This window comes from Hydrotalea sp. GW822-HT8A01 (assembly GCF_058798575.1).
Genome location: NZ_CM179506.1, coordinates 3,245,367 through 3,268,853, shown reverse-complemented (window position 1 = coordinate 3,268,853; position 23,487 = coordinate 3,245,367). Strand labels below are relative to the sequence as shown.

23 protein-coding genes are annotated in these 23,487 nt (G+C 36.4%); 14 read left to right on the top strand and 9 right to left on the bottom strand.

All coding sequences use genetic code 11. From position 1 onward, the window contains the following. The first annotated feature begins 1 nt into the window (after position 1). The 7 genes from namA to AC3QLY_RS14480 all read left to right on the top strand — a co-directional run bounded on the left by namA (position 2) and on the right by AC3QLY_RS14480 (position 7,621). Positions 2-1,063: an NADPH dehydrogenase NamA gene (gene namA, locus AC3QLY_RS14510; RefSeq protein ID WP_074419354.1), complete on the top strand. Its 1,062-nt coding sequence runs from the start codon at positions 2-4 to the stop codon at positions 1,061-1,063. 228 nt (positions 1,064-1,291) lie between these two features. Beyond that, positions 1,292-1,501, top strand: a complete 210-nt coding sequence (locus AC3QLY_RS14505; protein WP_068241358.1) for a hypothetical protein — start codon at positions 1,292-1,294, stop codon at positions 1,499-1,501. Between the two features lie 240 nt (positions 1,502-1,741). After that, positions 1,742-2,146: a c-type cytochrome gene (locus AC3QLY_RS14500; protein ID WP_074419362.1), complete on the top strand. Its 405-nt coding sequence runs from the start codon at positions 1,742-1,744 to the stop codon at positions 2,144-2,146. 169 nt (positions 2,147-2,315) lie between these two features. Continuing rightward, positions 2,316-5,348, top strand: a complete 3,033-nt coding sequence (locus AC3QLY_RS14495; RefSeq protein WP_228733065.1) for a 4-alpha-glucanotransferase — start codon at positions 2,316-2,318, stop codon at positions 5,346-5,348. Beyond that, positions 5,308-6,471, top strand: coding sequence for a dipeptide epimerase (locus AC3QLY_RS14490; protein ID WP_228733066.1), 1,164 nt, complete (start codon positions 5,308-5,310; stop codon positions 6,469-6,471). The genes AC3QLY_RS14495 and AC3QLY_RS14490 overlap by 41 nt, the downstream gene beginning before the upstream one ends. A gap of 43 nt (positions 6,472-6,514) precedes the next feature. After that, on the top strand, positions 6,515-7,114 hold the full coding sequence (locus AC3QLY_RS14485) for a TrmH family RNA methyltransferase (RefSeq protein ID WP_074417981.1): 600 nt from the start codon (positions 6,515-6,517) through the stop codon (positions 7,112-7,114). Positions 7,115-7,132: 18 nt separating this feature from the next. Then, positions 7,133-7,621, top strand: coding sequence for a TlpA disulfide reductase family protein (locus AC3QLY_RS14480; RefSeq protein WP_074419353.1), 489 nt, complete (start codon positions 7,133-7,135; stop codon positions 7,619-7,621). On the opposite strand, the gene AC3QLY_RS14475 is transcribed toward AC3QLY_RS14480, so the two are convergent. The 7 genes from AC3QLY_RS14475 to miaB all read right to left on the bottom strand — a co-directional run bounded on the left by AC3QLY_RS14475 (position 7,618) and on the right by miaB (position 14,533). Further along, positions 7,618-8,595: a YihY/virulence factor BrkB family protein gene (locus AC3QLY_RS14475; RefSeq protein WP_074417979.1), complete on the bottom strand. Its 978-nt coding sequence runs from the start codon at positions 8,593-8,595 to the stop codon at positions 7,618-7,620. The two genes, AC3QLY_RS14480 and AC3QLY_RS14475, sit on opposite strands and share 4 nt — an antisense overlap. Continuing rightward, a complete protein-coding gene (mltG, locus tag AC3QLY_RS14470) occupies positions 8,592-9,632 on the bottom strand; it encodes an endolytic transglycosylase MltG (RefSeq protein ID WP_074419352.1) in 1,041 nt (346 codons plus the stop codon). The genes AC3QLY_RS14475 and mltG overlap by 4 nt, the downstream gene beginning before the upstream one ends. A 69-nt stretch (positions 9,633-9,701) precedes the next feature. Further along, on the bottom strand, positions 9,702-10,034 hold the full coding sequence (gene secG / locus AC3QLY_RS14465) for a preprotein translocase subunit SecG (RefSeq protein ID WP_074419351.1): 333 nt from the start codon (positions 10,032-10,034) through the stop codon (positions 9,702-9,704). 1 nt (position 10,035) lies between these two features. Further along, complete coding sequence (locus AC3QLY_RS14460; RefSeq protein ID WP_074419350.1) at positions 10,036-11,193, bottom strand: hypothetical protein; 1,158 nt, start codon at positions 11,191-11,193, stop codon at positions 10,036-10,038. Between the two features lie 20 nt (positions 11,194-11,213). Next, positions 11,214-11,786 carry an LPS assembly lipoprotein LptE gene (lptE, locus tag AC3QLY_RS14455; RefSeq protein WP_287100680.1) on the bottom strand — a complete coding sequence of 191 codons (573 nt, stop codon included), beginning with the start codon at positions 11,784-11,786 and terminating at the stop codon, positions 11,214-11,216. Beyond that, positions 11,770-13,053 (bottom strand): sigma-54 interaction domain-containing protein, encoded by a 1,284-nt coding sequence (locus AC3QLY_RS14450; RefSeq protein ID WP_492989907.1) that lies wholly within the window; start codon positions 13,051-13,053, stop codon positions 11,770-11,772. Before AC3QLY_RS14450 ends, lptE begins: the two co-directional genes overlap by 17 nt. Positions 13,054-13,105: 52 nt before the next feature. Then, positions 13,106-14,533, bottom strand: coding sequence for a tRNA (N6-isopentenyl adenosine(37)-C2)-methylthiotransferase MiaB (gene miaB / locus AC3QLY_RS14445; RefSeq protein WP_218330335.1), 1,428 nt, complete (start codon positions 14,531-14,533; stop codon positions 13,106-13,108). A 204-nt stretch (positions 14,534-14,737) separates the two neighbouring features. On the opposite strand from miaB, the gene AC3QLY_RS14440 reads away from it, so the two are divergent. Beyond that, positions 14,738-15,775, top strand: coding sequence for a DUF3078 domain-containing protein (locus AC3QLY_RS14440; protein ID WP_068241342.1), 1,038 nt, complete (start codon positions 14,738-14,740; stop codon positions 15,773-15,775). On the opposite strand, the gene AC3QLY_RS14435 is transcribed toward AC3QLY_RS14440, so the two are convergent. After that, positions 15,758-16,876 carry a 5-(carboxyamino)imidazole ribonucleotide synthase gene (locus tag AC3QLY_RS14435; RefSeq protein WP_287100679.1) on the bottom strand — a complete coding sequence of 373 codons (1,119 nt, stop codon included), beginning with the start codon at positions 16,874-16,876 and terminating at the stop codon, positions 15,758-15,760. The two genes, AC3QLY_RS14440 and AC3QLY_RS14435, sit on opposite strands and share 18 nt — an antisense overlap. 316 nt (positions 16,877-17,192) lie before the next feature. On the opposite strand from AC3QLY_RS14435, the gene hppD reads away from it, so the two are divergent. Both hppD and AC3QLY_RS14425 read left to right on the top strand, forming a co-directional pair. Then, on the top strand, positions 17,193-18,329 hold the full coding sequence (gene hppD / locus AC3QLY_RS14430) for a 4-hydroxyphenylpyruvate dioxygenase (protein WP_287100678.1): 1,137 nt from the start codon (positions 17,193-17,195) through the stop codon (positions 18,327-18,329). Between the two features lie 140 nt (positions 18,330-18,469). Further along, the gene (locus AC3QLY_RS14425) at positions 18,470-19,222 is read left to right on the top strand and encodes a L,D-transpeptidase family protein (RefSeq protein WP_074419677.1); all 753 of its coding nucleotides are present in this window, start codon (positions 18,470-18,472) and stop codon (positions 19,220-19,222) included. A 3-nt stretch (positions 19,223-19,225) separates the two neighbouring features. Here the strand turns inward: AC3QLY_RS14425 and AC3QLY_RS14420 are convergent, their stop codons facing one another. Beyond that, positions 19,226-20,491, bottom strand: coding sequence for an aspartate kinase (locus AC3QLY_RS14420; protein ID WP_288095713.1), 1,266 nt, complete (start codon positions 20,489-20,491; stop codon positions 19,226-19,228). A 116-nt stretch (positions 20,492-20,607) separates the two neighbouring features. On the opposite strand from AC3QLY_RS14420, the gene AC3QLY_RS14415 reads away from it, so the two are divergent. From AC3QLY_RS14415 to AC3QLY_RS14400, 4 genes are all read left to right on the top strand, one after another. Further along, positions 20,608-21,105, top strand: a complete 498-nt coding sequence (locus tag AC3QLY_RS14415) for a CAP domain-containing protein (RefSeq protein WP_218330338.1) — start codon at positions 20,608-20,610, stop codon at positions 21,103-21,105. Positions 21,106-21,202: 97 nt separating this feature from the next. After that, positions 21,203-22,231: a class 1 fructose-bisphosphatase gene (gene fbp, locus AC3QLY_RS14410; protein ID WP_074419711.1), complete on the top strand. Its 1,029-nt coding sequence runs from the start codon at positions 21,203-21,205 to the stop codon at positions 22,229-22,231. After that, positions 22,215-22,721 carry a hypothetical protein gene (locus tag AC3QLY_RS14405; RefSeq protein ID WP_074419710.1) on the top strand — a complete coding sequence of 169 codons (507 nt, stop codon included), beginning with the start codon at positions 22,215-22,217 and terminating at the stop codon, positions 22,719-22,721. Before fbp ends, AC3QLY_RS14405 begins: the two co-directional genes overlap by 17 nt. 2 nt (positions 22,722-22,723) lie before the next feature. After that, positions 22,724-23,485 (top strand): ABC transporter ATP-binding protein, encoded by a 762-nt coding sequence (locus tag AC3QLY_RS14400; RefSeq protein WP_218330339.1) that lies wholly within the window; start codon positions 22,724-22,726, stop codon positions 23,483-23,485. The last annotated feature ends 2 nt before the right edge of the window (positions 23,486-23,487 follow it).

Here is a 23,487-nt window from a genome sequence, read left to right as displayed (position 1 = left end):
TATGTCGATTTTATTTCAACCTATTCGCATTCAATCTATCAATTTTAAGAATAGAATTGTGGTATCGCCCATGTGTCAATATTCTGCAGAAGATGGATTTGCAAACGATTGGCACCTGGTACACTTAGGCAGCAGAGCAGTAGGTGGTGCAGGATTAGTGTTTACAGAAGCAGCTGCAGTGAGCCCGGAGGGAAGAATAAGTCCGGGTGATTTAGGCATTTGGAAAGATGAACATATTGCCATGCTGCAACGCATTACCACATTTATTACCCAACAGGGTGCTGTGCCCGGTATTCAATTAGCACATGCAGGCCGTAAAGCCAGTTGCGTTGCCCCTTGGTTGGGAGGCAGGCAACTAAATGAAACAGAGGGCGGATGGCCAGTATTAGCACCCAGTGCTATTCCATTTAAAGAAGAACAGGTTCCTGTTATTGCTTTGTCCGTTCCACAAATTCAGGAAGTTGTGTCCCAATTTCAATCAGCAGCGTGGCGTGCTTTAAAAGCAGGGTTTAAAGTAATTGAAATACATGCAGCACATGGCTATTTAATTCATCAGTTTTTATCACCCTACAGTAATCAACGTACCGATGCTTATGGAGGAAGTTTTGAAAACAGAATTCAATTACTCTTAGCAATTGTTGATGCAGTTCGGCAGGAATGGCCTAATGATTTGCCACTTTTTGTTCGCATTTCAGCTACCGATTGGATTGAAAATGGCTGGCAATTAAATGATTCCATTGTATTGGCTTCCATACTGAAAGAAAGGGGTGTGGATGTTATAGATTGTTCTTCCGGTGGAAATGTGGCACATGCAAAAATTCCGGTGGCGCCTGGATATCAGGTGCCTTTTGCTGCAGCTATTAAAGCCGGCTCCCACATGTTAACCGGAGCGGTTGGTTTAATAACCAATGCGGAACAGGCTGAAAATATTTTACAGGAACAAAAAGCAGATTTTGTTTTTATGGCCCGTGAAATATTGCGGAATCCATACTTCCCACTCTTCGCAGCAAAAACTTTTAAAGAACCTATTCAATGGCCTAAACAATATGAAAGAGCTAAATAAACACGAAGAATTACCTAAAAGTGATATTAACAATGCTTTTATCAATTAAAATTATTGTAGTTATAAAAAATAGTTGTAAATTTGCACCCGCAATTGAGTATAATAGCATAACATCTACTTACGGATTAAGCAACTTGCCATTCTATTTTTCTTCTAACGATTATTAGTTTTCATCCGCAAGCATACACATGCTGATGACCTTTATTTTAAAAAATTAATAATAATGTTATGGAAAACAAACAAAACAGTTCATTAGTGCAATTAGAAAAAGAACATCTGAACCAATTGGTATCAGAAGTAAAAGAAACAGTAGCTACCAATTTAAGCAATCATGTACCTGCTAAATCAGCACATATTAGTGCTGCAACAGTCTGGCATATTCAAAATCAGAAAAAGCGTGCTTTAAGACAAAAGCTTACCAATCGTTGGGGCCTATAAATCATAGCTACATTTTTAAGTTTTTTTATTACAGTGTTAAGAGAAAGTTTCAAAAGTAAAATGAAGCGTTTGAGAATGGCTTAAATCAAAACTTTCTCCACCGCCTTACCCTTTACCGAATAAAAAGAGGCTGCCTCGGACTTTTGAGACAGCCTCTTTTATTTTAATGAACATTTTATGTAAAATAATTTCAAATTCAAATCGCATTCCTTACTTTTAGTATCATTCAAATAAATGATTATGCATTTTCACAAAAGAAAATTTTTTGTTTTTTCAGCCATTCTATCTGTATTGGCCATTGGCATTATTTCTTTTACCATTCCTACACAACCCAAGCCGCGTAATTTAAAAGTGTTGCCTCAAAATATTAGTCATGATAGTTTGGAGCATGTGATGGATGGATTTAAGGCGGCGTTGGGAGTTAAATGTTCTTTTTGCCATGCGCCTTCTAAAACCCAGCCTGGAAGAATGGATCCGGCCAGTGATGAAAATCCTAAAAAAGATATAGCTCGTGATATGATGCGCATGACGATGGAAATTAATGAAAAATATGTGCGCCAAATTCCCCATACTGATAGTGTTCAACTTCAGGTGGTAACCTGCGGTACCTGCCACAGGGGAAAATCAAAACCAGAGCTGCAATAATATTCCGATTCTTTCTTAAAAAACAGATTGCTATACGTAGAGCAATCTGTTTTTTATTGGGGTTATTACAAAATCCCGTGCTTTGTTGCATTTTGTTTTTGTGAAAATCAATTAATGTGTTTAATTTACACATTAATTGATTAACTTAGTACATCTAAAATCAGGAAAATTGGCTAAAAAACTAACGATTACGCAATCTGGTGAAATTGAAAATACCGGATTATCCAAAACAAAAAGTGGTGTAAAAAAAATAGAAGAACCCTCAACTTTATCTTCCGCTTCTGCAACTCCTGATGCAACAAAAGCAGAGCAGCAAAAAAAAGTTTTGAAAAAAAAATCAGCCAAAAAGGAAGCGGCACCGAAAGGAGAGAAGATAGCAGCCAAAGAGGCTACATCAACTAAAAAGCCCAAAACCTCATCAAAAAAAGATGCAACAACGGCAACACAAAAAAGTAAAGTATCTGTTGCTACTAAATCAAAATCAATTACTGAATTGCAGGTAACTTTTCTTTTAAAATTTAGTACCCATTTCGGGCAAAATATTTTTATAACCGGCAATCATCCCAAGCTGGGAAATCAAGATATTAATCAGGCAATTCCCATGCAGTACCTGAATCAGGAGTATTGGCAAATTACAATAACTTTTCAACTAAATGAAATACCGAAAGAAGGAATTACCTATCATTATATACTAAAAAATGAAGATGGAACGATTGATTATGATTGGGGTAATGATAAAAAAATATCACCTGCTTATGTTAAAAAATCAACTCTGTTAATTGAAGATGCTTGGAATTTTGCAGGTTATTATGAAAACGCATTTTATACAGAACCGTTTCAGCAAATTTTATTGCCCAAACCCAGGCAGGTTGCAGATACCACTAAAATTAATGCCGGTACAACTCATTTGTTAAAAGTAAAAGCACCCTTACTGTCAGCTGATGAAGTGCTTTGTTTATGCGGTGAAAGTACCATTTTAAACAATTGGAATACTGAAAAACCATTGCTGTTAAAGCGGTATAAAGATGAATCTTTTTATTCTATACAGCTCAACTTATCAACAGCCAAACAGGCACTGCAATTTAAATTTGGTGTTTATAATACAAATACAAAACAATTTGTTCGGTTTGAAAATGGCAAAAACAGAACCATAAATGCAACAAATGCAACTGATACTTTAGCCATAATGAATGCCGGATTTGCTGTATTACCCAATAATACGTGGAGAGGAGCAGGGGTAGCAATTCCTGTTTTTAGTTTAAGAAGCGAGCAGAGTTTTGGCGTAGGAGAGTTTACTGATCTAAAACTGTTGGTAGACTGGGCCAAAAAAACAGGATTAAAATTAGTGCAAATATTACCGGTGAATGATACTACAGCAACGCATACCTGGGCAGATTCTTATCCTTATGCTGCCATTTCTGCTTTTGCATTGCATCCGTTATACCTAAACCTAAAAAAAGCTACTTCAACTGAAAATTTGCACTTGTTGGATAGCATAGAAGCGCAACGCCTTCAATTAAATGCATTAGATACAGTTGATTATGAAGCTGTAATGCATCTAAAACAACAATATTTACAGCAATTATATCCTTTACAACAGAAAGTCTTGTTTCAATCAGATGAATTTAAAACATTCTTTCACAATAATAGTCATTGGTTAATTCCATATGCTGTATTTTGTTATTTGAGAGATTTGTATGGCACGCCCAATTTCAGTGAATGGCCAGAGAATGGTATTTATAATGAATCGGCCATTGAAGCCATGGCTTCACCTGATTCTGAACAATACCATGCTATTGCTTATCATTATTTTGTTCAGTTTTACCTGCACAGTCAGTTGCAGGAGGCAACTGGCTATGCCCACCAAAATGGAATTATTTTGAAAGGTGATATTGCAATTGGTGTGTGTAGAAATGGCGCAGATGCCTGGCAGGCACCGCATTTATTTCATTTGAATATGCAGGCTGGTGCACCACCCGACGATTTTGCCATAAAAGGCCAAAATTGGGGTTTCCCCACTTATAACTGGCAACAAATGATGCAGGATGGTTTTGCGTGGTGGAAGAAACGATTTGAACAAATGCGTTATTATTTTGATGCATTCAGGATTGATCATATTTTAGGTTTTTTTAGAATATGGAGTATACCTATAGATGCAGTAGAGGGTATTATGGGGCGCTTTGTACCTGCTTTACCCATACACATCAATGAATTGTATAGCAGAAATATTTGGTTCGATTACTATCGGTTTACAAAGCCCTATATTAATGAAGAAGTATTAGCCGAAGTTTTTGGCAATGATGCCGATTTTGTACGCAATACTTTTTTGCAATACAATGGTTTTGGAAATTATACACTAAAAGAAGAATGCAATACCCAACGTAAAGTTGAACAATATTTGGCCCATTGGAATGACGATGCATTTACTCAGAAAATGAAACAGGGGCTGTTCGATTTAATCAGTAATGTTATCTTTTTTGAAGAAGAAGGCAGTAACGCACAGCAATTCCATTTTAGATTTGCTATGGATGCTACCATTTCATTTCGCCATTTAGATGCGCATTCTCAACAACAATTAAAAGAATTGTATGTAGATTATTACTTCCGCAGGCAGGATGATTTTTGGATGAAAGAAGCTTTGCAGAAATTACCTGCATTAAAACGCGTTACCAATATGTTGATTTGTGGTGAAGATTTAGGGTTGGTGCCAGCCTGTGTTCCGGAAGTAATGCGTCAGTTAGGTTTATTAAGCCTCGAAATTCAACGAATGCCTAAAAACCCACAGCAAACATTTTTTCATCCCAATGATGCGCCTTATTTAAGTGTGGTTACCCCCTCTACTCATGATATGAGCACCATTAGGGGCTGGTGGGAAGAAGATAAGCATAAAATTCAACAATTTTACAACAATGAATTAGGGCAATGGGATAATGCCCCTTATTATTGTGAAGCCTGGATTAACACAGCCATTGTATTGCAACATTTGTATTCGCCGGCTATGTGGAGCATATTTCAGTTGCAGGATTTGTTAGGAATGGATGAATCCATCAGAAGAAACAATCCGAATGATGAACGTATTAATATTCCATCCAATCCAAAACATTATTGGCGTTATAGAATGCATCTTACATTAGAGCAGCTCATTGATGCTAATTTGTTTAATGAAGCGCTGCAAAAAATGGTGCAGGAAAGCGGCAGATAGTCTGTCAATTTCTTTTTTAATATTGTATAAATCGGTATTGTTGCCGGTTTATTTTTTTAGAAGCCATTCGTTTGGCGTTTCTTTGCGGTTATTTTATGCATTGCAAATGAAATTATATTATAAAAAAATAGAACTTCCTTTTGAGTATCCATTTACAATTTCAGGAGGGCGAACAAAAACCCATCAGCCATCATTATTGGTAGCGCTGCAATTAGGTTCACTAATAGGTTATGGCGAAGCACCTGCCATTCAATATTATGATGTTACGGTGGATTCAATGATAGAAGCATTGGAGCAAAAAAGAGCTTTTGTTGAAAAATTTGCTTTAACCGAACCTGAGCGTTATTGGCATTATTTGCATCATTTATTTCCAAGCAATCCTTTTCTGGTAGCTGCATTGGATATGGCTGCATGGGATTTGTTTGGTAAAATGGAACAACAATTGGTTTACCGTTTATGGAATGTAACATGGGATAATACACCACTTACCGATTATACCATTGGCATTGATACGCCTGAAAATATGGTAAACAAAATGCTGGCTAAACCCTGGCCCATCTATAAAATTAAACTGGGTGTTCCCAACGATATTGAGCTGGTAGCTCTATTACGAAAACACACTAATGCAGTATTTAGAATAGATGCCAATGCCGGCTGGACTTTAGAAGAAGCGCTCATCAAAATTCCTCAATTACAACAATTAGGTGTGCAATTCATTGAACAACCATTAGCAAAAGAAGATTGGGGAGGAATGAAGGTTTTGTATCAAACATCATCTTTGCCTTTAATTGCAGATGAAAGTTGTGTGCTTGAAACCGATGTTGAAAAATGTTTACATCATTTTCATGGCATAAACATTAAATTAACCAAATGCAGTGGATTAACACCAGCCAAACGTATGATTGCTCAGGCAAGAAAACTCGGTTTACAGGTAATGATGGGAAGCATGAATGAATCTACCTTAGGCTCTGCTGCTATTGCACAATTTTTACCTTTATTAGATTATGTGGATATGGACGGGCCATTGCTTTTAAAAGAAGATATTGCAACCGGACTAAATTTTGAATTTGGGAAGGTGGATATATTGGGAAAATCTGGACTGGGTATTCAATTGAAACAATAATCTTTTAAATTTTTTTAGATAGGTAAATGAAATTATAAATGCTATGACACCCGAACGTAAAACAAAATTGTTGAATGTTTTATATAAACGACAGCCCAATTTAACAGTAGTGATGGAGAATGTGCAGGATCCACACAATATATCCGCAGTGATGCGTAGTTGTGATGCAGTAGGTATTCAGGATATTTATATCATCACCACTAAAATAGCACGCCACAAAAAGTTTGGTGCCAAAAGCAGTAGTAGTGCTGCCAAATGGCTTACCGTTCATGCTTATGATAATGTTGAAGCGTGCTACAACGCACTTCGTACGCAATATCAAAGAATTTATACCACTCATTTGTGTGCCAATGCCGAACCATTGTATGCACTTGATTTTGTACAAAACAGCATTGCTTTGGTTTTTGGTAATGAACATGAAGGAGTTAGTGAAGATGCACGCCGGTTAGCCGATGGCAATTTTATTATACCACAGGTAGGTATTATTCAAAGCCTGAATATTTCTGTTGCATGCGCAGTGAGTATTTATGAAGCATTTCGTCAGAAACAACAGGCAGGGCATTATAACAGCCCGGGTTTAGCTGCTCAAAGTATTAACCGGTTGTTATCAGAGTGGGGCGTACCCAATGCTGAAAATGATTAGTGTTATCAATCAATTGATATGAAAAAAATATTTTTTGTTTTTTACTTGTTTTTAGTGATTCGGCAGCTGCATGCCCAAAATATTGAAAAAGTAAAAATAAATGATGTGGTGCATTATATTGATACCACCACACAACCGGTTATCATTAACTTTTGGGCTACCTGGTGTACACCTTGTATACATGAGTTAAATTACTTTGAAAATGAAATAAAAGCGGTTGCAGGAAACCGAGTAAAAATTATTTTAATTAGTGTAGATTATGCCGATGATTATCCCAAAACCATTGCCAAATTTGTAAAACAACATGGTTACAGTGCTACCATTTGGTGGCTGAATGAAACCAATGCAGCAGATTTTTGCCCTAAAATAGACCGAACATGGAATGGAAATATACCTGCTACTTTAATGATGAATCCGATTACAAAATACCGGCAATTTTATAACCGTCAATTAACCGCACCGCAAATTCCTTTAGCTGTTCAGGAAATGTTGAATGGCGGGCATTAATGTTGTAATTGTTTTGCATTTTTTGTTTGTGCCAGCATTTCTGCTTTACCCTGTTCAGCTTGTTGTTGCAAAATAGTAATACTTACATTCAATTCAAATCCTATTAAAAGTATTAAAGAGTTCAGGTATATCAGTAACATAATAATTAATACCGTTCCAATTGAGCCATACACTTTATTATAACTGCTAAAATGATTTACCCAAAATGAAAACCCAATAGTGGTTAGTAACATTAATAAAGTTGCAAGAATAGAACCTGGTGATATGAGTGGCCATTTTTTCTGAATGGCCGGTGCAAAACGATAAATAAAGGCAATACCAAAAAATATAAATAAAACAATAATACCCCAACGAACGGTATTCCACCAGGGAAAAAAAGTTTTTTTTCTGAAATGAAAAAATTCACGCAATAAACCGGCTAGCTCGCCTTGTCCTATTAACACCAGCAACGAGGCCAGTACCAATAAAATTAATAAGGTAGTTAATCGGATAGCGCGCCATCTTCGATGCAAAAAATAAGCTTTTTTCTCAGATATTGATTTATCGAAAGTTCTTACAATACCCATTGTTGCATTAGATGCATAAAACAAAACCAAAATAAAACCAAAAGAAAAAACACCCACATGTTTTTTCAATAAATCATTAATTATGGTAGTAATTAATTTATATGTGTTTGAGTTGGGGGTTAAATCTTTAAATAAATTCAGCATTTGCCCTTTAAAATCAAAAGAGTCCGGTAAATAAGGTATGATAGAAAAAATAAATAAAAAAGCGGCCGGTAAAGCCATGATTAAATTAAATGAAATTGCTGAAGCCCTGTCTATAATGCCAATTTTATTAATTTGTTGAAAAAAAAACCGAATTACATAAAACAGGGGTATTCCTTTAAAACCCGGAATAACAATTTGCTTGCTTTTGCGAATTGCAAATGCAATGGGAGGGAAGGAAACTAATGTCTTTTCAAATTTTGTCACTCGCCCTTCATTTTTTGTTTTTTAGCCATAGCAGCATCTAATGCCTGCTGGTATTGTTTTGCATACGCATTGTGTTCTGCAAAATTACTGCTAAAATGGCTGTAACCACTAAAGTCGCTTTTTGCTACAAAATATAAATAATTGGTTTTAGGAGCGTTTAAAACAATATCGATGCATTTAGTTGAAGGAGTGCAAATAGGGCCCGGTGGTAAACCTTTGTTGCGATAGGTATTATAAGGAGAAGGAGTTAATAAGTATTTTTCATAAATACGTGTCAACGCAAAATCTTTCATGGCATATTTAATGGTAGGACAAGCCTGTAATGCCATATTCTGGTGTAATCTGTTTAGGTATACACTGGCAATTTTTCCTCTTTCATCATCAATATTCGATTCCTCTTCAACAATAGAGGCTAATATATACACTTCAGTTGGGGTAAGACCTATCTCTTTAGTTTTTTGTAACCTGTTGTTTTTGGTCCAGAATAAGCTGTCAGCAATATATAATTTATTAAAAATTTTTCTAATTGATGTATTCCAATAAAAAGTATAGGTATCGGGCAAAATGATGGTGAAAATAGTAGCAGTATCTACATGATATTCTTTTAACGAATCATTGCTATTTAAAAATTGCATAACCTGTACCGAATCGGTTGAAAAGTTTTTTGCAATTAATTTGGCCAAATCTTCCTTTACTCTCAATTTGGTAATCACTAAATTAATGGAGGCCTGGCGATTGTTTTTCAACATTCGAATAATGCTTAACAGCGATGCATCTTTATTAACCTCATATTTACCTGGTTTAATGTGTTTGGCTATATGCAATTCTTTTAATACAAATTGAAAGGGCCAGCCATATTTTATAATTTGCTGTTGCTTTAATGATTGGGTAATTTGTTGACTGCTTAAACTGTTATCAGAAAGTGTGAAATAAGTTTTTTTATCATTGAAAGCAGTAGCAGGGCTTTCTAAAAACCATAAAAAACCAATGGTTATGATTACAATTAGTACAACGACTGTGCCTATAATTTTGCGCATGGTAGTTCAAGATAAATAAAAACCCTGTCTGCAGCAAACAGACAGGGTAAATATTTTATAAATAAAAAGTTATTTAGTAGCCGGAGGCGGAGTATTTAAAGGAATACTGTTGGTGGGTGCTGTGTTTTGATTGGTGTTCACTTTTTGTATAATTGAAGTATCGGGCCCTTTGGTGGATCCTCTGAAAATTATGGTAGAAAACAGAGAGAGTATGGTAATAATTGCAGCAAATAACCAGGTGCCTTTTTCCAAAACATCAGTTGTTTGCTTAACACCCATAATCTGGTTGCCAAATCCACCTACATTTCCTGCTAAACCACCACCTTTTGGATTTTGAATTAATACAATAAAACCTAAGGCTATACAGGCAATTACAATTAAAATAATAAAAATTACAGTCATGCTACATTTCTTTTAGTTGTTCAATTTTTTTTGCAAAATAAGCAGATTTATCAGGATCTAAAAAACTTAATTTAATATAAACCTGAACCGCTTTATCTATTTTGCCTTGTTTTATCAGCACTTCTGCCATGGTTTCAGTAATAATTTCTCTGGTTTCGTTTGAGGTTTGAGCAATACCAGGTATAATACTGTCTACTTCTGCCTGTTGTACCGCATGTGTATCTGGGGTATGCTGGTTTTTAACAATTTTAAGCCAGTCAGTAAATTTTAAAAGTTGCTTACTTAATTTGTCTTGTGGCTCTTGGGTTAAATCAGCGGTAATGCCTAACGATCCAAAATAATCTATGGTATGTAAATGCGGCGGTTCGTAAGTTAGTTCTTCATCTGTTTCAACCGGCTCCTGAAATGAAGCCCACTGTGCTGCAATAATATCAGATAATTTTTCGTTTTCAACCGCTGGTTCTTTGTTTTCAGATGAAGTTTCGGGCAGCTGGTCTGTTTCGTTGGCATCATTTGCCTGCATTTCCAAATGTTCCACTAATTCTTGTTCTGCAATGGCCATATTGTTTTGCGGCAATGCTGTTTCCGGCACAGCATTATTTTTGTTTTCAGTGATATGTTCTGCTAAAGCATGTGGCAGTTCTTCCTGAATAGTATTCGTAGAATCAACTGCTTGCAAATCATCACTGTTTTCTAAAGGCTCGGGATTTATTTCGATGAAGTGATCTGCATTTTTAACTTCTTCTAAAAATGAATGTGTTACTGCTTCTGTTTCCGGAATGTTGCTGATTGCCGCAAGATCGGTCATATCTGTCCGCTCAGATTGTTCTTCAGCTCTCATTTCAGAAGGGGCAATTGCTGCATTGGTTTTGCTTTCATTTGATAATACCACAGATTCCCTCCCCGCGGTTGTTGGATTGGCCGGTGTTTCGTTTAGTAGGTAGTTTACCCAGGTTATATTGCAAGGTGCAGCAATGATATGGATTTGGGCCTGTACCAGTAAATTCGGTGCATTTTGCTGTAATTTAGCGGCCAATAATACCTGAGCAGGCGTAAAAAATGGATAACTTTTGCAAATTTGCTGTAAGTGTTCTACAGCAACCTTTTCTAAAGGTTGTTGCAAAATAGCATAAGCAGTTTGATTGATTACAGCATTCATGTTGTGAAAATACAATAAGCTTACCAGTTAGAAAAGATATGGTTAAAAATATCATCTGAAATATTACTTACAATGGTTGTAATTAATTGCCCCTCGGCTTGTTGTAACGACAAATTGGAAGAAAAATCATAATTGCGGCTCACATCAAATTCATCTGTTTTATTTTCAACATTATTTTTAACAGTTATGTGTGCTGAAACGGTTAAACGGTTGGCACTGGCTTGTTGTGCAGAGATGGCTGCTGTTGAAACAGAGTAGTCAGAAATATATCCACTCACTACCAGATTGGCATCATCGTTATTGGTACGAATTAATTTGGTTTGGCTGGCAATTTTAAGTTGTAATTTGTCGGTTAACTGCGGGCTTAATTGTGGATTTACATAGCTGGCCCTGTTTTCTATAAACCCTATTTTTATGGTTTTTATTTTGGAATAATCGATTGAAACATCTTTGAAGGAATAAATTTTGCAGCCCGATAGAAACAGCACACCGAATAACAACATCCAGCCATGTATGTGATGCAAGAATGCCGGGTTTGCTTTGAAAGCCTTCATTGGCTTTAAAAATAGTATTTGCTTATTCTTCAATATCATATTCTTTGAGTTTTCTGTACAATGTACGTTCGCTGATACCCAGGTCGGATGCTGCATCTTTTCGCTTGCCTTTATGTTTTTTCAGTGCTTTAATAATTAATTCTTTCTCTTTATCCATAATGTTGAGCGATTCTTCAACCACTTCATGATGATGTACATCATCATGGTTAAGAATTACCGGTTGTCCGGCATTGGCTGATAAAGCAGCAGGTGCCAGTGTATTCTGATTGGTAATATTTGCCGGAAAGAGCGGGTGCAACCCGTCTTCGTGGTGGGTAGTTACATCATGTATCAAAGATTCTTTGGTAAATTGTGCAGCACTGCCGGCCAGAGAAGGGTTTTTAAGAATTTCAAGGAACATTTTTTTTAACTCTGTTACATCTTTTTTCATATCGAAAAAAAGTTTGTATAGTAGTTCCCGTTCATTGGCAAATTCCTGATGCGGAGCATCGGCTGCATGCACTAAAACCGGCAAATTATTTTGATGCCGTTCAGGTAAAAAACGCCTTAATTCCTGTGCTGATAAAATGGGTTCGTTGCTTAAAACCGAAATTTGTTCTGCCAGATTTTTTAGTTCTCTTACATTGCCGGGGAATGGATAGTGCATCAGTATATTTTTGGCATCCTCATTCAATTGTACAGGATTGGTTTTATAGCGTTCCGCAAAATCAACTACAAATTTTCTGAACAGCAGGGGTATATCTTCTTGTCTGTCTCTTAAAGCAGGTACCCGAATGGGTACAGTGCTTAAACGATAATATAAATCCTGTCTAAACCGGCCTTTTTCTGCAAACTCAATTAATTCGCGGTTGGTAGCGGCTATTACCCGAACATCGGTTTTTTGCACTTTTGAAGAACCAACCCGGATAAATTCTCCTGTTTCTAAAACACGCAACAGTCTGGCTTGTGTACCCATGGGCATTTCGCCAATTTCATCCAAAAAAATAGTACCTCCGTTTACTGTTTCAAAATAACCTTTGCGACTGTCTACTGCACCGGTAAATGCACCTTTTTCGTGTCCAAATAATTCAGAATCAATCGTTCCTTCCGGAATAGCCCCACAGTTTACGGCAATAAATGGGTTATGTTTACGTGCAGAAAGTGCATGTATAATTTGTGAAAATACTTCTTTACCCACTCCGCTTTCTCCTACAATTAATACGGTTAAATCAGTTGCCGCTACTTGAACTGCAGTATCTAAAGCAAAATTGAGTGCAGGAGAGTTGCCTATGATACCAAATCTGTTTTTTATACTTTGTAAATCCATACCCAATGCTATTAAAGTTTAAATAGGATGCTTTTATATGATTTTGAATACTTTATGCAGGTATAATTTCTCCCAATAAAGTTGCCTGTGTAGCATCGTGTACCAGCACATTTACATAATCTCCAGGTTTGTAATTGAATTGTTTTTTGGGGAATACTAGCATTTTATTTTGCGGATTTCTGCCTTTCCAGTATAAATTGTCTTTCTTGCTTTCGCCTTCAATTAATACTTCAAAGCTTTTACCCATATCATTCATATAGCTTTTTTTAGAAAGTTCATTTTGCAGGTTAATGATTTCCTGAAGCCTTCTTTTTTTTACTGCTTCCGGTACATCGTCGGTAAATCTTTTTGCTGCAAGTGTGCCCGGCCTTTCACTGTAAAAAAACATATAGGCATAATCGTATTGTGCATATTCCATGGCACTTAAAGTATCTTGGTGTTCTGCTTCTGTTTCGGTACAAAATCCGGTAATGATGTCGGTACTAATAGAGCAATCGGGCATTATTTCTTTAATACGGTCTACCTTAGCCAAATACCACTCCCTGTTGTAAGTTCGGTTCATTAATTGTAAAATTCGTGAATTGCCGCTTTGAATGGGCAAGTGAATGTATTGGCAAATGTTTTTATATTTTGCCATGATGTAAAGCACATCATCTGTTATATCTTTTGGATGTGATGTGCTAAAACGAACACGCAGTAATGGATTTACAAGTGCAACTTTCTCTAAAAGCTGCGCAAAGTTTACCGAAGTATTGTCTGCTTCATTCAACCAATGATAGCTGTCTACATTTTGACCCAATAAGGTAACTTCTCTGTAACCGCGGCGAAATAAATCTTCCACTTCGGCAACTATTGAATCAGCATTTCTACTTCTTTCACGCCCACGTGTAAAAGGAACCACACAGAAACTGCACATGTTATTACAGCCACGCATAATAGAAACAAAAGCTGTAACGCCATTACTGTCTAACCGAATGGGTGCAATATCGGCATAGGTTTCTTCCCGACTCAATAATACATTCACTGCTTTCTGACCTGTTTCGGCTTCGGCAATCAATGCGGGTAAACTACGATACGCATCCGGCCCAACTACAATATCCACTAATTTTTCTTCTTCTAACAACTTGGCTTTTAAGCGTTCGGCCATACAGCCTAAAATTCCAATTAATAGTTCCGGTTTTTTTTCTTTTGTTTTTCTAAATTCGGTTAATCTTTTACGAATGGTTTGTTCTGCTTTTTCACGAATGGAGCAGGTATTTAATAAAATGAGCGAAGCTTCTTCAAACTGTTTGGTTGCACCAAATCCCTCCTGATGCAGAATGGCGGCAACAATTTCGCTATCACTGAAATTCATTTGACAGCCATAGCTTTCAATATAAAATTTTTTTGAAAATAGTGCTGTTTCCTGTGCAACAGGAGCATAGGCTTCTCCCTGCCTGCTTTCATCATGAATTTTAGTAGGTAAATCTAATATGTTCATTGGTTAAAATTATTTTGGGACTGCAAAAATACAGTTTTGTACGTTGTGGTGACACTTTGTCAGAGATTGATTGAATAATTTTAAAGAAATGCCTTTATTTTTGTACGAATTGAGCAGGTATTTATATTTTTAAGCAATGGTCTGTTTGAAGAAAGCAAGAACTGTTTTGCATGAGGTCATTGTTCATTTAATCGCCAAACTTTCATGAAGCAAATAGGATTTATTTTTTTGTTAATGCTGGGGGCCAGTCAGGTGCAGGCACAGGATATTTTAGTGAACACATTAAAAAATGAGATTTACAGACCGATTAAGAAGGATAAGGATAAAGATTCCATTAACTGGCGTTGGAAAAGAGGGGGGTTATTTAATTTTAGTTTATCACAGGGTTCGTTGAGTAACTGGGCTGCAGGAGGTGATAATTTTTCGTTAGCAGTTAGTTCCTATTTTAATTATTTTGTTTATTATAAAAAGGAACGGCATAGTTGGGATAATAACCTGGATGTTAATCTGGGATATATTCAAACTACAAGTTTAGGTGGGAGAAAAAATGATGACCGAATTGATTTTGTGAGTAAGTATGGTTATAAAGTTGATACGCTGGGTAAATGGTATTTGTCCGGATTATTTAATTTTCGTTCTCAGTTTTTTGATGGGTATACATACCCCAATGGAGCGCCGGTATTTGCTTCCAGTTTTTTATCGCCTGCATTTGTGATTCTGGCTGCCGGTTTCGATTATAAGCCCACTGATAAATTTTCATTGTTCCTTTCACCCATCACTTCCCGTTGGGTAATAGTAGCCAATCAGTATTTATCTAACCAAAAAGCTTATGGGGTAGATTCAGGAAGCCATGTTTTGAACGAGTTTGGTGCTTTTGCAACCATTAATTACAATACAACTATTATTAAGAATGTAGATTACAGAGGTAGGGTTGATTTATTTTCCAATTATCTGAAGCAACCCCAAAACATCAATTTTTTCATGACCAATCAGTTCAATTTTAAAATCAATAAATACCTCACCGCCTCTTATAGTTTAGATATGATTTATGATGATAATGTAAAAATATTTGGTCCGAATGGCGATTCGCCGGCATTGCAGGTAAAAAGTATTATAGGCTTAGGATTTACCATGCCGTTAAAAAAATTGCATAAACCCGTTCCCGTTAACAATGCACCGCCGTCTATTCCAACCATTATTGATCCAAGAATTAATTTAAATACCTCAGGCAATCACCTTTAGCATTTGTTTTATTTTGTGAGCCTGGTAAATCAGTTCACCTTCATCTTTAGCCAGCAGGGTAACGTGCCCCATTTTGCGTCCGGGTTTAGTGGTTAGTTTACCATATAAATGAACAAAGGCCTGTTCTGTTTTAAGGGTATCGGTTAATCCATGATAAATCGGTGTACCGCTATAACCGGGTTCACCTAAAACATTGATCATTGCTGAGGGGCAAATGAGTTTTGTATTACCTAATGGATAACCTAAAATAATGCGCCACAGCATATCGTATTGGCTGCAATAACTGGCTTCAATGGTATGATGGCCGCTATTGTGCACCCTTGGTGCAGTTTCATTCACCCAAATTTCTTGTTGTTTATCAATTAAAAATTCAATAGCAAATAAGCCGGCACTATTCAGTTCCTGAACTACTTTTATGGCAATGGCTTCTGCTTTCCATAGCAATTGCTGGCTAATTCTGGCAGGGGCAATCTGGTATTCTAAGATATTTAAAACCGAATCAAAAATCATTTCAACGGGAGGATAAACAGCTGTTTCGCCCTTGTGGTTTCTCGATACAATAATGGCAATTTCTTTTTCAATAGCTATCATTTTTTCCAAAACAGCAGGATCATTAAACCCATTTTCAATTTCTTTTTCACTCCTGATAATTTGAACACCTCTGCCATCATACCCGCCCTCACCAATTTTATGAACAGCAGGTAAAAAATTAGTATGCTGAAATAAGTCATTTAATGCAGCAGTAATAACAAAAGGGGCCGTAGGAATTTGATGTTGCTGATAAAATTTTTTTTGTAAAATTTTATTTTTAATAATTTTAATGGCACCGGGTGAAGGATATACTTTAATGCCTTCTGCTTCTAATTGTTCCAGCGCTGCTACATTTACCGCTTCAATTTCAATGGTTAATGCATCTACCTGTTTTCCAAAAGCATACACTGTATTATAATCGGTAATATCACCCTGCACAAAGTGGTGGCATAAATGAGCTGCAGGGCAATGCTTATCACGCTCCAACACAAAGGTTTCTACAGTATAGTTGGCTGCAGCCTGTAATAACATTCTTCCTAATTGACCGCCGCCTAAAATGCCTACTTTCATGGGTATGATACTTTAAAAATGATGATGCAAAAATGCAAATCGTATTTTTTAAAAATACGGTTATTGAATGGTATTGGTAACAATACTGTTTGCAATTCCATTGCGAAGATAAAACGGTAGCACAATGTTATGATGCATTTTGCTTAAATGTTTTACTTTTGATTCATGTTACCTGATTACCCATACAAATTATTTAATGACAGAAGGGCAAATTATTGTTTGCTGATGTTTGCCTTGGCTATGGACTCGGCCGGCTAACAGTTGCAGAACTACTAACTTTTGTATCTCATTTTTTCAGTCATTAAAATTTGTATTTATGTTTTTTCAGGTAAAAGGAAATACTGGTATTTCCAATCTGGCAGTTCAGGATTTCCTTCCATTGGAAGGAACAGATTATGTAGAATTTTATGTGGGAAATGCCAAACAGTCTGCCCATTACTATAAAACCGCATTTGGTTTTCAAAGTGTTGCCTACTCCGGGCCCGAAAACGGCAATCATGACACAGCAAGTTATGTATTGCGGCAAAACAAATTAACCTTTGTATTCACTACACCCCTTAAATCATCGCACCCAATAGCACAACATATTTTTAAACATGGCGATGGTATTAAAGTATTGGCACTACGTGTACCCGATGCAACCAACTCCTGGCAGCAAACCACGCATCGCGGTGCCAAAAGTTTTATGGATCCCAAAACATTAACCGATAAAGATGGGGTAGTGGTAATAAGCGGAATTCATACCTATGGCGATACCGTGCATTTGTTTATTGAACGAAAAAATTATAATGGCCCGTTCATGCCCGGCTATCAAATATGGAATACAAACTATCAGCCAACTGAAACCGGTTTATTGTATGTTGACCATTGTGTAGGCAATGTAGGATGGAATCAAATGAATAAATGGGTGTCATTTTATGAAAATGTAATGGGATTCAGAAACATTTTAACATTCGATGATACGGATATATCAACCGAATATTCAGCTTTGATGAGCAAAGTAATGAGTAACGGAAATGGTTTTGTGAAGTTTCCTATTAATGAACCGGCAGAAGGTAAAAAGAAATCGCAGGTAGAAGAGTACCTTGAGTTTTATGATGGGGAAGGGGTACAGCATGTAGCTTTGGCAACCCATAATATTATTGAAACAGTAATGGCTCTACAAAATCGTGGTGTTGAATTTTTAAAAGTACCCGCTTCTTATTATGAAACCATTTCAGAAAGGGTGGGCAACATTCAGGAAGATGTACAGGCACTGAGTAAATTAGGGATATTAATTGACAGGGATGAAGAAGGTTATTTATTACAAATTTTTACCAAACCTGTTGAAGACAGACCCACTTTATTCTTTGAAATTATTCAGCGCCGGGGGGCAAAAAGTTTTGGGAAGGGCAATTTTAAAGCACTTTTTGAAGCTATTGAATGCGAACAGGCACTTCGGGGTAATTTATAAACACAGTATCTGCATAATTTCACATTTTTGATTTATCAGGATTGTTTATTTTCGGTTTTTAATACGAATATTTATTCCATGTCGTTATAACAACATGGAGATTTTTGGATGATATGTACCCATAAAAAATTGAAAATCGGATGCGAGTCATTGTTTTGTGCTGTATACTGTTTGTTTCGTTTGGCCATTTAAATGCACAAACGTCGTTTGTAGATTATCAAAAATCAAATGTACGTGTAGCAAATGCATTTAAATTAAAAGAAGATACCCTTGCAAGACAGTTTAAAAAAGAGAGGCTAAGCTGGCCACCCAAACAATTATACATCCGTAGCTTTAAATACGATAGCCAGTTAGAAGTATGGGCGCGGAATAATAGCAATGAACCCTTTAAATTATTTAAAACATACAAAATTTGTGCATTAAGCGGAGGATTAGGGCCAAAAAGAATTGAAGGGGATTATCAGGTACCTGAGGGCTTTTATTATATTAATCTGTTTAATCCTAAAAGTACTTATTATTTATCATTAGGTCTTAATTATCCTAATGTTTCAGACCAGTTATTGTCTGATTCGCTTAAGCCCGGCAGCGATATTTTTATTCATGGGACTTGCGTAACAGTGGGTTGTATTCCTATTATGGATAATCAGATTGATGAATTGTATTTACTGGCATCTTATGCAAAAAACAATGGCGAAGATTTTATACCGGTGCATATTTTTCCTGTACGCTTTAATAATCCAAAAAGTTTGGCTTATTTGGATAAGATTACCAAGGATGATAAAGAATATGCAAACTTTACTGAGAGCCTGGAAAAAGTATACAATTACTTTGAGAAACATAAAACCCTGCCCGTTATTACCATTAATGAGAAGGGAAAATATGTAATGTATTAAATTTTATGCAGTTTTTTTTAGAATTTGAATGGTAACAGGTGTTTGTTGGCGCAACACCGCTGCATTTTTCTGATTTAATTTTTCGGCAATAGCTGTATTGTAATGCCGAACGGTGAATAGCTGTAAGCCTTTTTCTACCTGAACATCAAAATTTGCTGCTGCAGCTAAAGCCAATTGTGCAATTTTTTCCGGTTTATCATCTAAACAAATTTGAACAGAAATGGCACCGAACTGAATTAGGTTTGGAATGAGTTTCAATTCCTGCAAAATTGCATAAATGCTATTCATGGATACACCGCCTACAAAAGAAAAATCAAGACTTTGCAAGGTAACCAGCACCTGTTTTTCTTTTAAAATCTGTATAGGAGGTAATTGCAGTTGTTGTGTTTTATGAATGATGGTACCGGGCAGTGCAGGGTCTTGAAAACATTTTACCAGCAATGGAATGTTTTTGTTTTGTAATGGCTTGATGGTTTTGGGATGAATGACCTGGGCACCATAATACGCCATTTCAATAACCTCACTGTAATTTAATTCAGGAATATAAACAGCTTCAGGAAAATGTTTCGGGTCAGCACTCATCACACCTTCCACATCTTTCCAGATGGTTACACTATCAGCATGTAACAGATTGCCTAAAATAGCTGCGGTAAAATCGCTCCCTTCTCTGCCCAAAGTGGTGCTTTCATTATCAGATGTAGCACCAATAAATCCCTGGGTAACATAAATTGCTTCATCATTTTTTAAAAAAACTTGCTTTGCCTTGTTTTCGGTTATTGGCCATTCAATGGCTGCATCCCTGAAATTATTATCTGTTAACAATACATCCCGAACATCCACCCATTTACTGGCAATATGATTTTCCTTACAATAAAAATGCAGAATAGCAGAGCTGAGTAATTCTCCCGCACAAACAATCTGGTCATAATAATAATCAAATACTTTTACAGGCTTATCGTGTAACAACCATTCTACTTCTGTAAAAACATCAACCAGTTTTGAATAGCATTCATTGTATTGTTGAATTAATAAATATTTTGCAATTGTTAAATGTTGGTTTTTAATTACATTAAAAAGTGCTATGGCTTCTGTTGGGTTCTGGTTGTAAAATGCTTCTACCACTTTTTCCAATGCATTGGTTGTTTTACCCATTGCTGAAACAACCAATATGGCCGTTTCGTTTTCCGGAATGTTTTTTACAATTTCAATAACCTGTTGAATGCGATCAATATTGCTAATGCTTGCCCCGCCGAACTTATAAACAATCATGCTATTTAACAAATGATTAGGTGGAAGATTTGCAAAGCTACAGTAATTATGCCATCTAAAAGTTTACCAAAAATTTGTTGGTATAATTATTGAATTTACATGCAAAAAATAATACAATGCTATTTTCATTTCTATTTAAAACTGTAAAATTATCGCTGATTACTTTGGCTTTTGTTGGCAATGGTTGTATTGGTACTGATACCTTACATAGCCCCGCTGTTACCAATTTTGCAAAAATGGAGAAAGATGTGTTGTATTACATTAATCAACATCGAACGGGTATGGGCTTAGCTCCTTTACAATGGGATAAGACGATTTATACTGAAGCAGTGGAGCATAGTAACGATATGGCCAAACACCGGGTTGTTTTTGGGCATGATGGTTTCGATAATCGATTTAATGCCATTAAAAGTAAATTGGGGTATTTGCGTGGCGGTGCAGAAAATGTTGCATTAGGCCATTTAGATGCCCAGGCTGTTGTAAATGGCTGGCTGCATAGTCCGGGGCATAAAAAAAATATTGAAGGAAGTTATAATTTAACAGCCATTGGTATTGCACAAAGTAATGATGGGAATTTATATTTTACCCAAATTTTTATATATAAACCAAATTAACAGGGTGGCATTTAATGTGTAGGGCGAACACGATTGCATAAAAAAATATTGTATGTATTCTATCTGCCCTTTATCTTTATCGAAAACATAAAATGCCATGGTGGTTAACAGAAAAATTTTAACCTTAGATGAATTTACTATTCAGCAGTTAAGACAGTTTCCTACTGCTACAGGTGAATTAAGTAGCTTACTGCGCGATATGGGCCTCGCTGCCAAACGTGTAAATGTAGAAGTAAATAAAGCAGGTTTAGTTGATATTTTGGGCGATGCAGGTTCCATTAATGTACAAGGTGAGGATGTAAAAAAATTAGACATTTTTGCCAATAACCAATTTATGGGGGCATTACAACATGGCATTAGCTGTGCAGGTATTGGCAGTGAAGAATTAGATGATTTTGTAATTTTTGATGATGAAGTGAGCAACAACAGTAAGTATGTTGTTTTGTTTGATCCCTTAGATGGCAGCGGAAATATTGATGTAAATATTTCTATTGGAACCATTTTTAGTGTGTTTAGAAGGGTTAGCCCTAAAGGCACACCTTGTACTAAAGAGGACTTTTTACAACCCGGTAACAAGCAAGTAGCAGCTGGTTACATTATTTACGGTTCATCTACTATGTTGGTGTATGCAACTAAACGTGGCGTAAATGGGTTTACGTTAGATCCCTCCATTGGTGAATTTTGTTTGAGCCATCCCAATATTCAATGCCCGGCAACCGGTAATTTTTATTCAGTGAATCACGGTTATTTTTTTAAATACGACAAAGGCGTACAAAAATATATCACAGCCTGTCAGCAAAAACCAAAGTCGGAGGGAGGACCATATACCCAGCGTTATATTGGCAGTATGGTAGCCGATGTACACCGCAATTTGTTAAAGGGGGGTATTTTTATGTATCCCGGAACAACTGATCGCCCCAATGGAAAGTTAAGATTATTGTATGAGTGTAATCCATTGGCTTTTATTGTTGAAATGGCCGGCGGAAAGGCAACCAATGGGCAACAACGGGTATTAGATGTACAACCCCATCAATTACATCAACGTTCGCCATTGTTTATTGGCAGCAGGCAGATGATGGATGAATTAGAAAACTATTTAAAGGAAACAAATGAAGCCGGTTTTTAAAATTTTGTGTATTCTATTATTGGTGGGTGGGTTACAAAACAATGTAAAAGCACAGCAGGTATTAGATCCCGGAAAACTGAATTATTTCATTAATCCGAAAATCAATACCCTTTTATATGAGGACACGATGTACCGCGGTGCCAGAGAGTTTAAAGCCCTTTTTTACCGAATGGGTGACCCCCTGTTAATACATTTGTATCAAAAACATCAGTCGAACAAAATTTTCGGTAATATTTTGGGTGTGCTGGGTGCAGGTATGATGGGTGCAGGCGTTGGGCTGGCTTCCAATAACCACCAATCAACCGGCTGGATTTTAATAGGTGCCGGATTTACTTCAACCATTGTTGGCGGATATTTAATAGCTTCGGGGCAGAAAAACCTGCTCATGGCAGTTCAGTTTTTTAATGAAAAGCAGCATCAAAAACTACCTAAAATACAAGCAGGTATTGGATTTTCGGCAAATAAAATAGGATTGGCCATAAATTTTTAGTTATGCAAAAAACAATTATTGAAGTAAAGGAACTTACAAAAAATTATGCTGATGTAGCCGCAGTAAAAGGCATTAGTTTTCAGGTATTGGAAGGCGAAATTTTCGGTTTACTGGGTCCCAATGGTGCTGGCAAATCAACCACTCTTGAGATTATAGAAACGCTAAAAGAAAAAACAAGCGGCAAAATTTGTGTAGATGGGTTTGATTTAGATAAAAATCCAAATGAAATTAAACAAATTATAGGGGTACAATTACAATCGAGTGGGTATTATCCCGGTTTAACATTGAACGAATTGCTCGACTTGTTTGCAGGTTTATACAATAAAACCATCGATAAAAAGAAAATATTAGAAGAAGTAAAATTAGCCGATAAAGCCAAAACAAAATATAAGGAGTTGAGTGGAGGGCAACAGCAGCGGTTTTCATTGGCTACCACACTGATTAATCATCCCAAGATTATTTTTTTGGATGAACCTACCACCGGTTTAGATCCGCAGGCTCGTCGTAATTTATGGGATTTAATCAAACTCATTCGATCAACCGGAACTACCGTAATTATTACAACACATTATATGGATGAGGCAGAGGAACTTTGCGACAGGGTGGCCATTATTGATAGTGGAAAAATAAAATCAATCGCTACCCCAAATGAATTAATTGATAATTTGGTAGCAACCGGTTTTGAACGAACAAAAGAAGTGAAAAAAGCAACGCTGGAAGATGTTTTTATACATCTTACCGGCAAATCATTAAGAGAAGAATAATA

Excerpts from the sequence above, each read along its gene's own strand:
- AC3QLY_RS14450 (WP_492989907.1), bottom strand. The coding sequence starts at position 13,053 with ATGGATTTACAAAGTATAAAAAACAGATTTGGTATCATAGGCAACTCT.
- AC3QLY_RS14480 (WP_074419353.1), top strand. The coding sequence starts at position 7,133 with ATGAAAAAAATATTTTTTGTTTTTTACTTGTTTTTAGTGATTCGGCAG.
- AC3QLY_RS14420 (WP_288095713.1), bottom strand. The coding sequence starts at position 20,491 with ATGATTGTTTATAAGTTCGGCGGGGCAAGCATTAGCAATATTGATCGC.
- AC3QLY_RS14405 (WP_074419710.1), top strand. The coding sequence starts at position 22,215 with ATGAAGCCGGTTTTTAAAATTTTGTGTATTCTATTATTGGTGGGTGGG.
- AC3QLY_RS14400 (WP_218330339.1), top strand. The coding sequence starts at position 22,724 with ATGCAAAAAACAATTATTGAAGTAAAGGAACTTACAAAAAATTATGCT.
- AC3QLY_RS14440 (WP_068241342.1), top strand. The coding sequence starts at position 14,738 with ATGAAGCAAATAGGATTTATTTTTTTGTTAATGCTGGGGGCCAGTCAG.
- AC3QLY_RS14460 (WP_074419350.1), bottom strand. The coding sequence starts at position 11,193 with ATGAATGCTGTAATCAATCAAACTGCTTATGCTATTTTGCAACAACCT.
- lptE (WP_287100680.1), bottom strand. The coding sequence starts at position 11,786 with ATGATATTGAAGAATAAGCAAATACTATTTTTAAAGCCAATGAAGGCT.
- miaB (WP_218330335.1), bottom strand. The coding sequence starts at position 14,533 with ATGAACATATTAGATTTACCTACTAAAATTCATGATGAAAGCAGGCAG.
- hppD (WP_287100678.1), top strand. The coding sequence starts at position 17,193 with ATGTTTTTTCAGGTAAAAGGAAATACTGGTATTTCCAATCTGGCAGTT.
- mltG (WP_074419352.1), bottom strand. The coding sequence starts at position 9,632 with ATGCGCAAAATTATAGGCACAGTCGTTGTACTAATTGTAATCATAACC.
- fbp (WP_074419711.1), top strand. The coding sequence starts at position 21,203 with ATGGTGGTTAACAGAAAAATTTTAACCTTAGATGAATTTACTATTCAG.
- AC3QLY_RS14490 (WP_228733066.1), top strand. The coding sequence starts at position 5,308 with ATGAAGCGCTGCAAAAAATGGTGCAGGAAAGCGGCAGATAGTCTGTCA.
- AC3QLY_RS14415 (WP_218330338.1), top strand. The coding sequence starts at position 20,608 with ATGCTATTTTCATTTCTATTTAAAACTGTAAAATTATCGCTGATTACT.
- namA (WP_074419354.1), top strand. The coding sequence starts at position 2 with ATGTCGATTTTATTTCAACCTATTCGCATTCAATCTATCAATTTTAAG.
- AC3QLY_RS14425 (WP_074419677.1), top strand. The coding sequence starts at position 18,470 with ATGCGAGTCATTGTTTTGTGCTGTATACTGTTTGTTTCGTTTGGCCAT.
- AC3QLY_RS14485 (WP_074417981.1), top strand. The coding sequence starts at position 6,515 with ATGACACCCGAACGTAAAACAAAATTGTTGAATGTTTTATATAAACGA.
- AC3QLY_RS14435 (WP_287100679.1), bottom strand. The coding sequence starts at position 16,876 with ATGAAAGTAGGCATTTTAGGCGGCGGTCAATTAGGAAGAATGTTATTA.
- AC3QLY_RS14505 (WP_068241358.1), top strand. The coding sequence starts at position 1,292 with ATGGAAAACAAACAAAACAGTTCATTAGTGCAATTAGAAAAAGAACAT.
- secG (WP_074419351.1), bottom strand. The coding sequence starts at position 10,034 with ATGACTGTAATTTTTATTATTTTAATTGTAATTGCCTGTATAGCCTTA.
- AC3QLY_RS14500 (WP_074419362.1), top strand. The coding sequence starts at position 1,742 with ATGCATTTTCACAAAAGAAAATTTTTTGTTTTTTCAGCCATTCTATCT.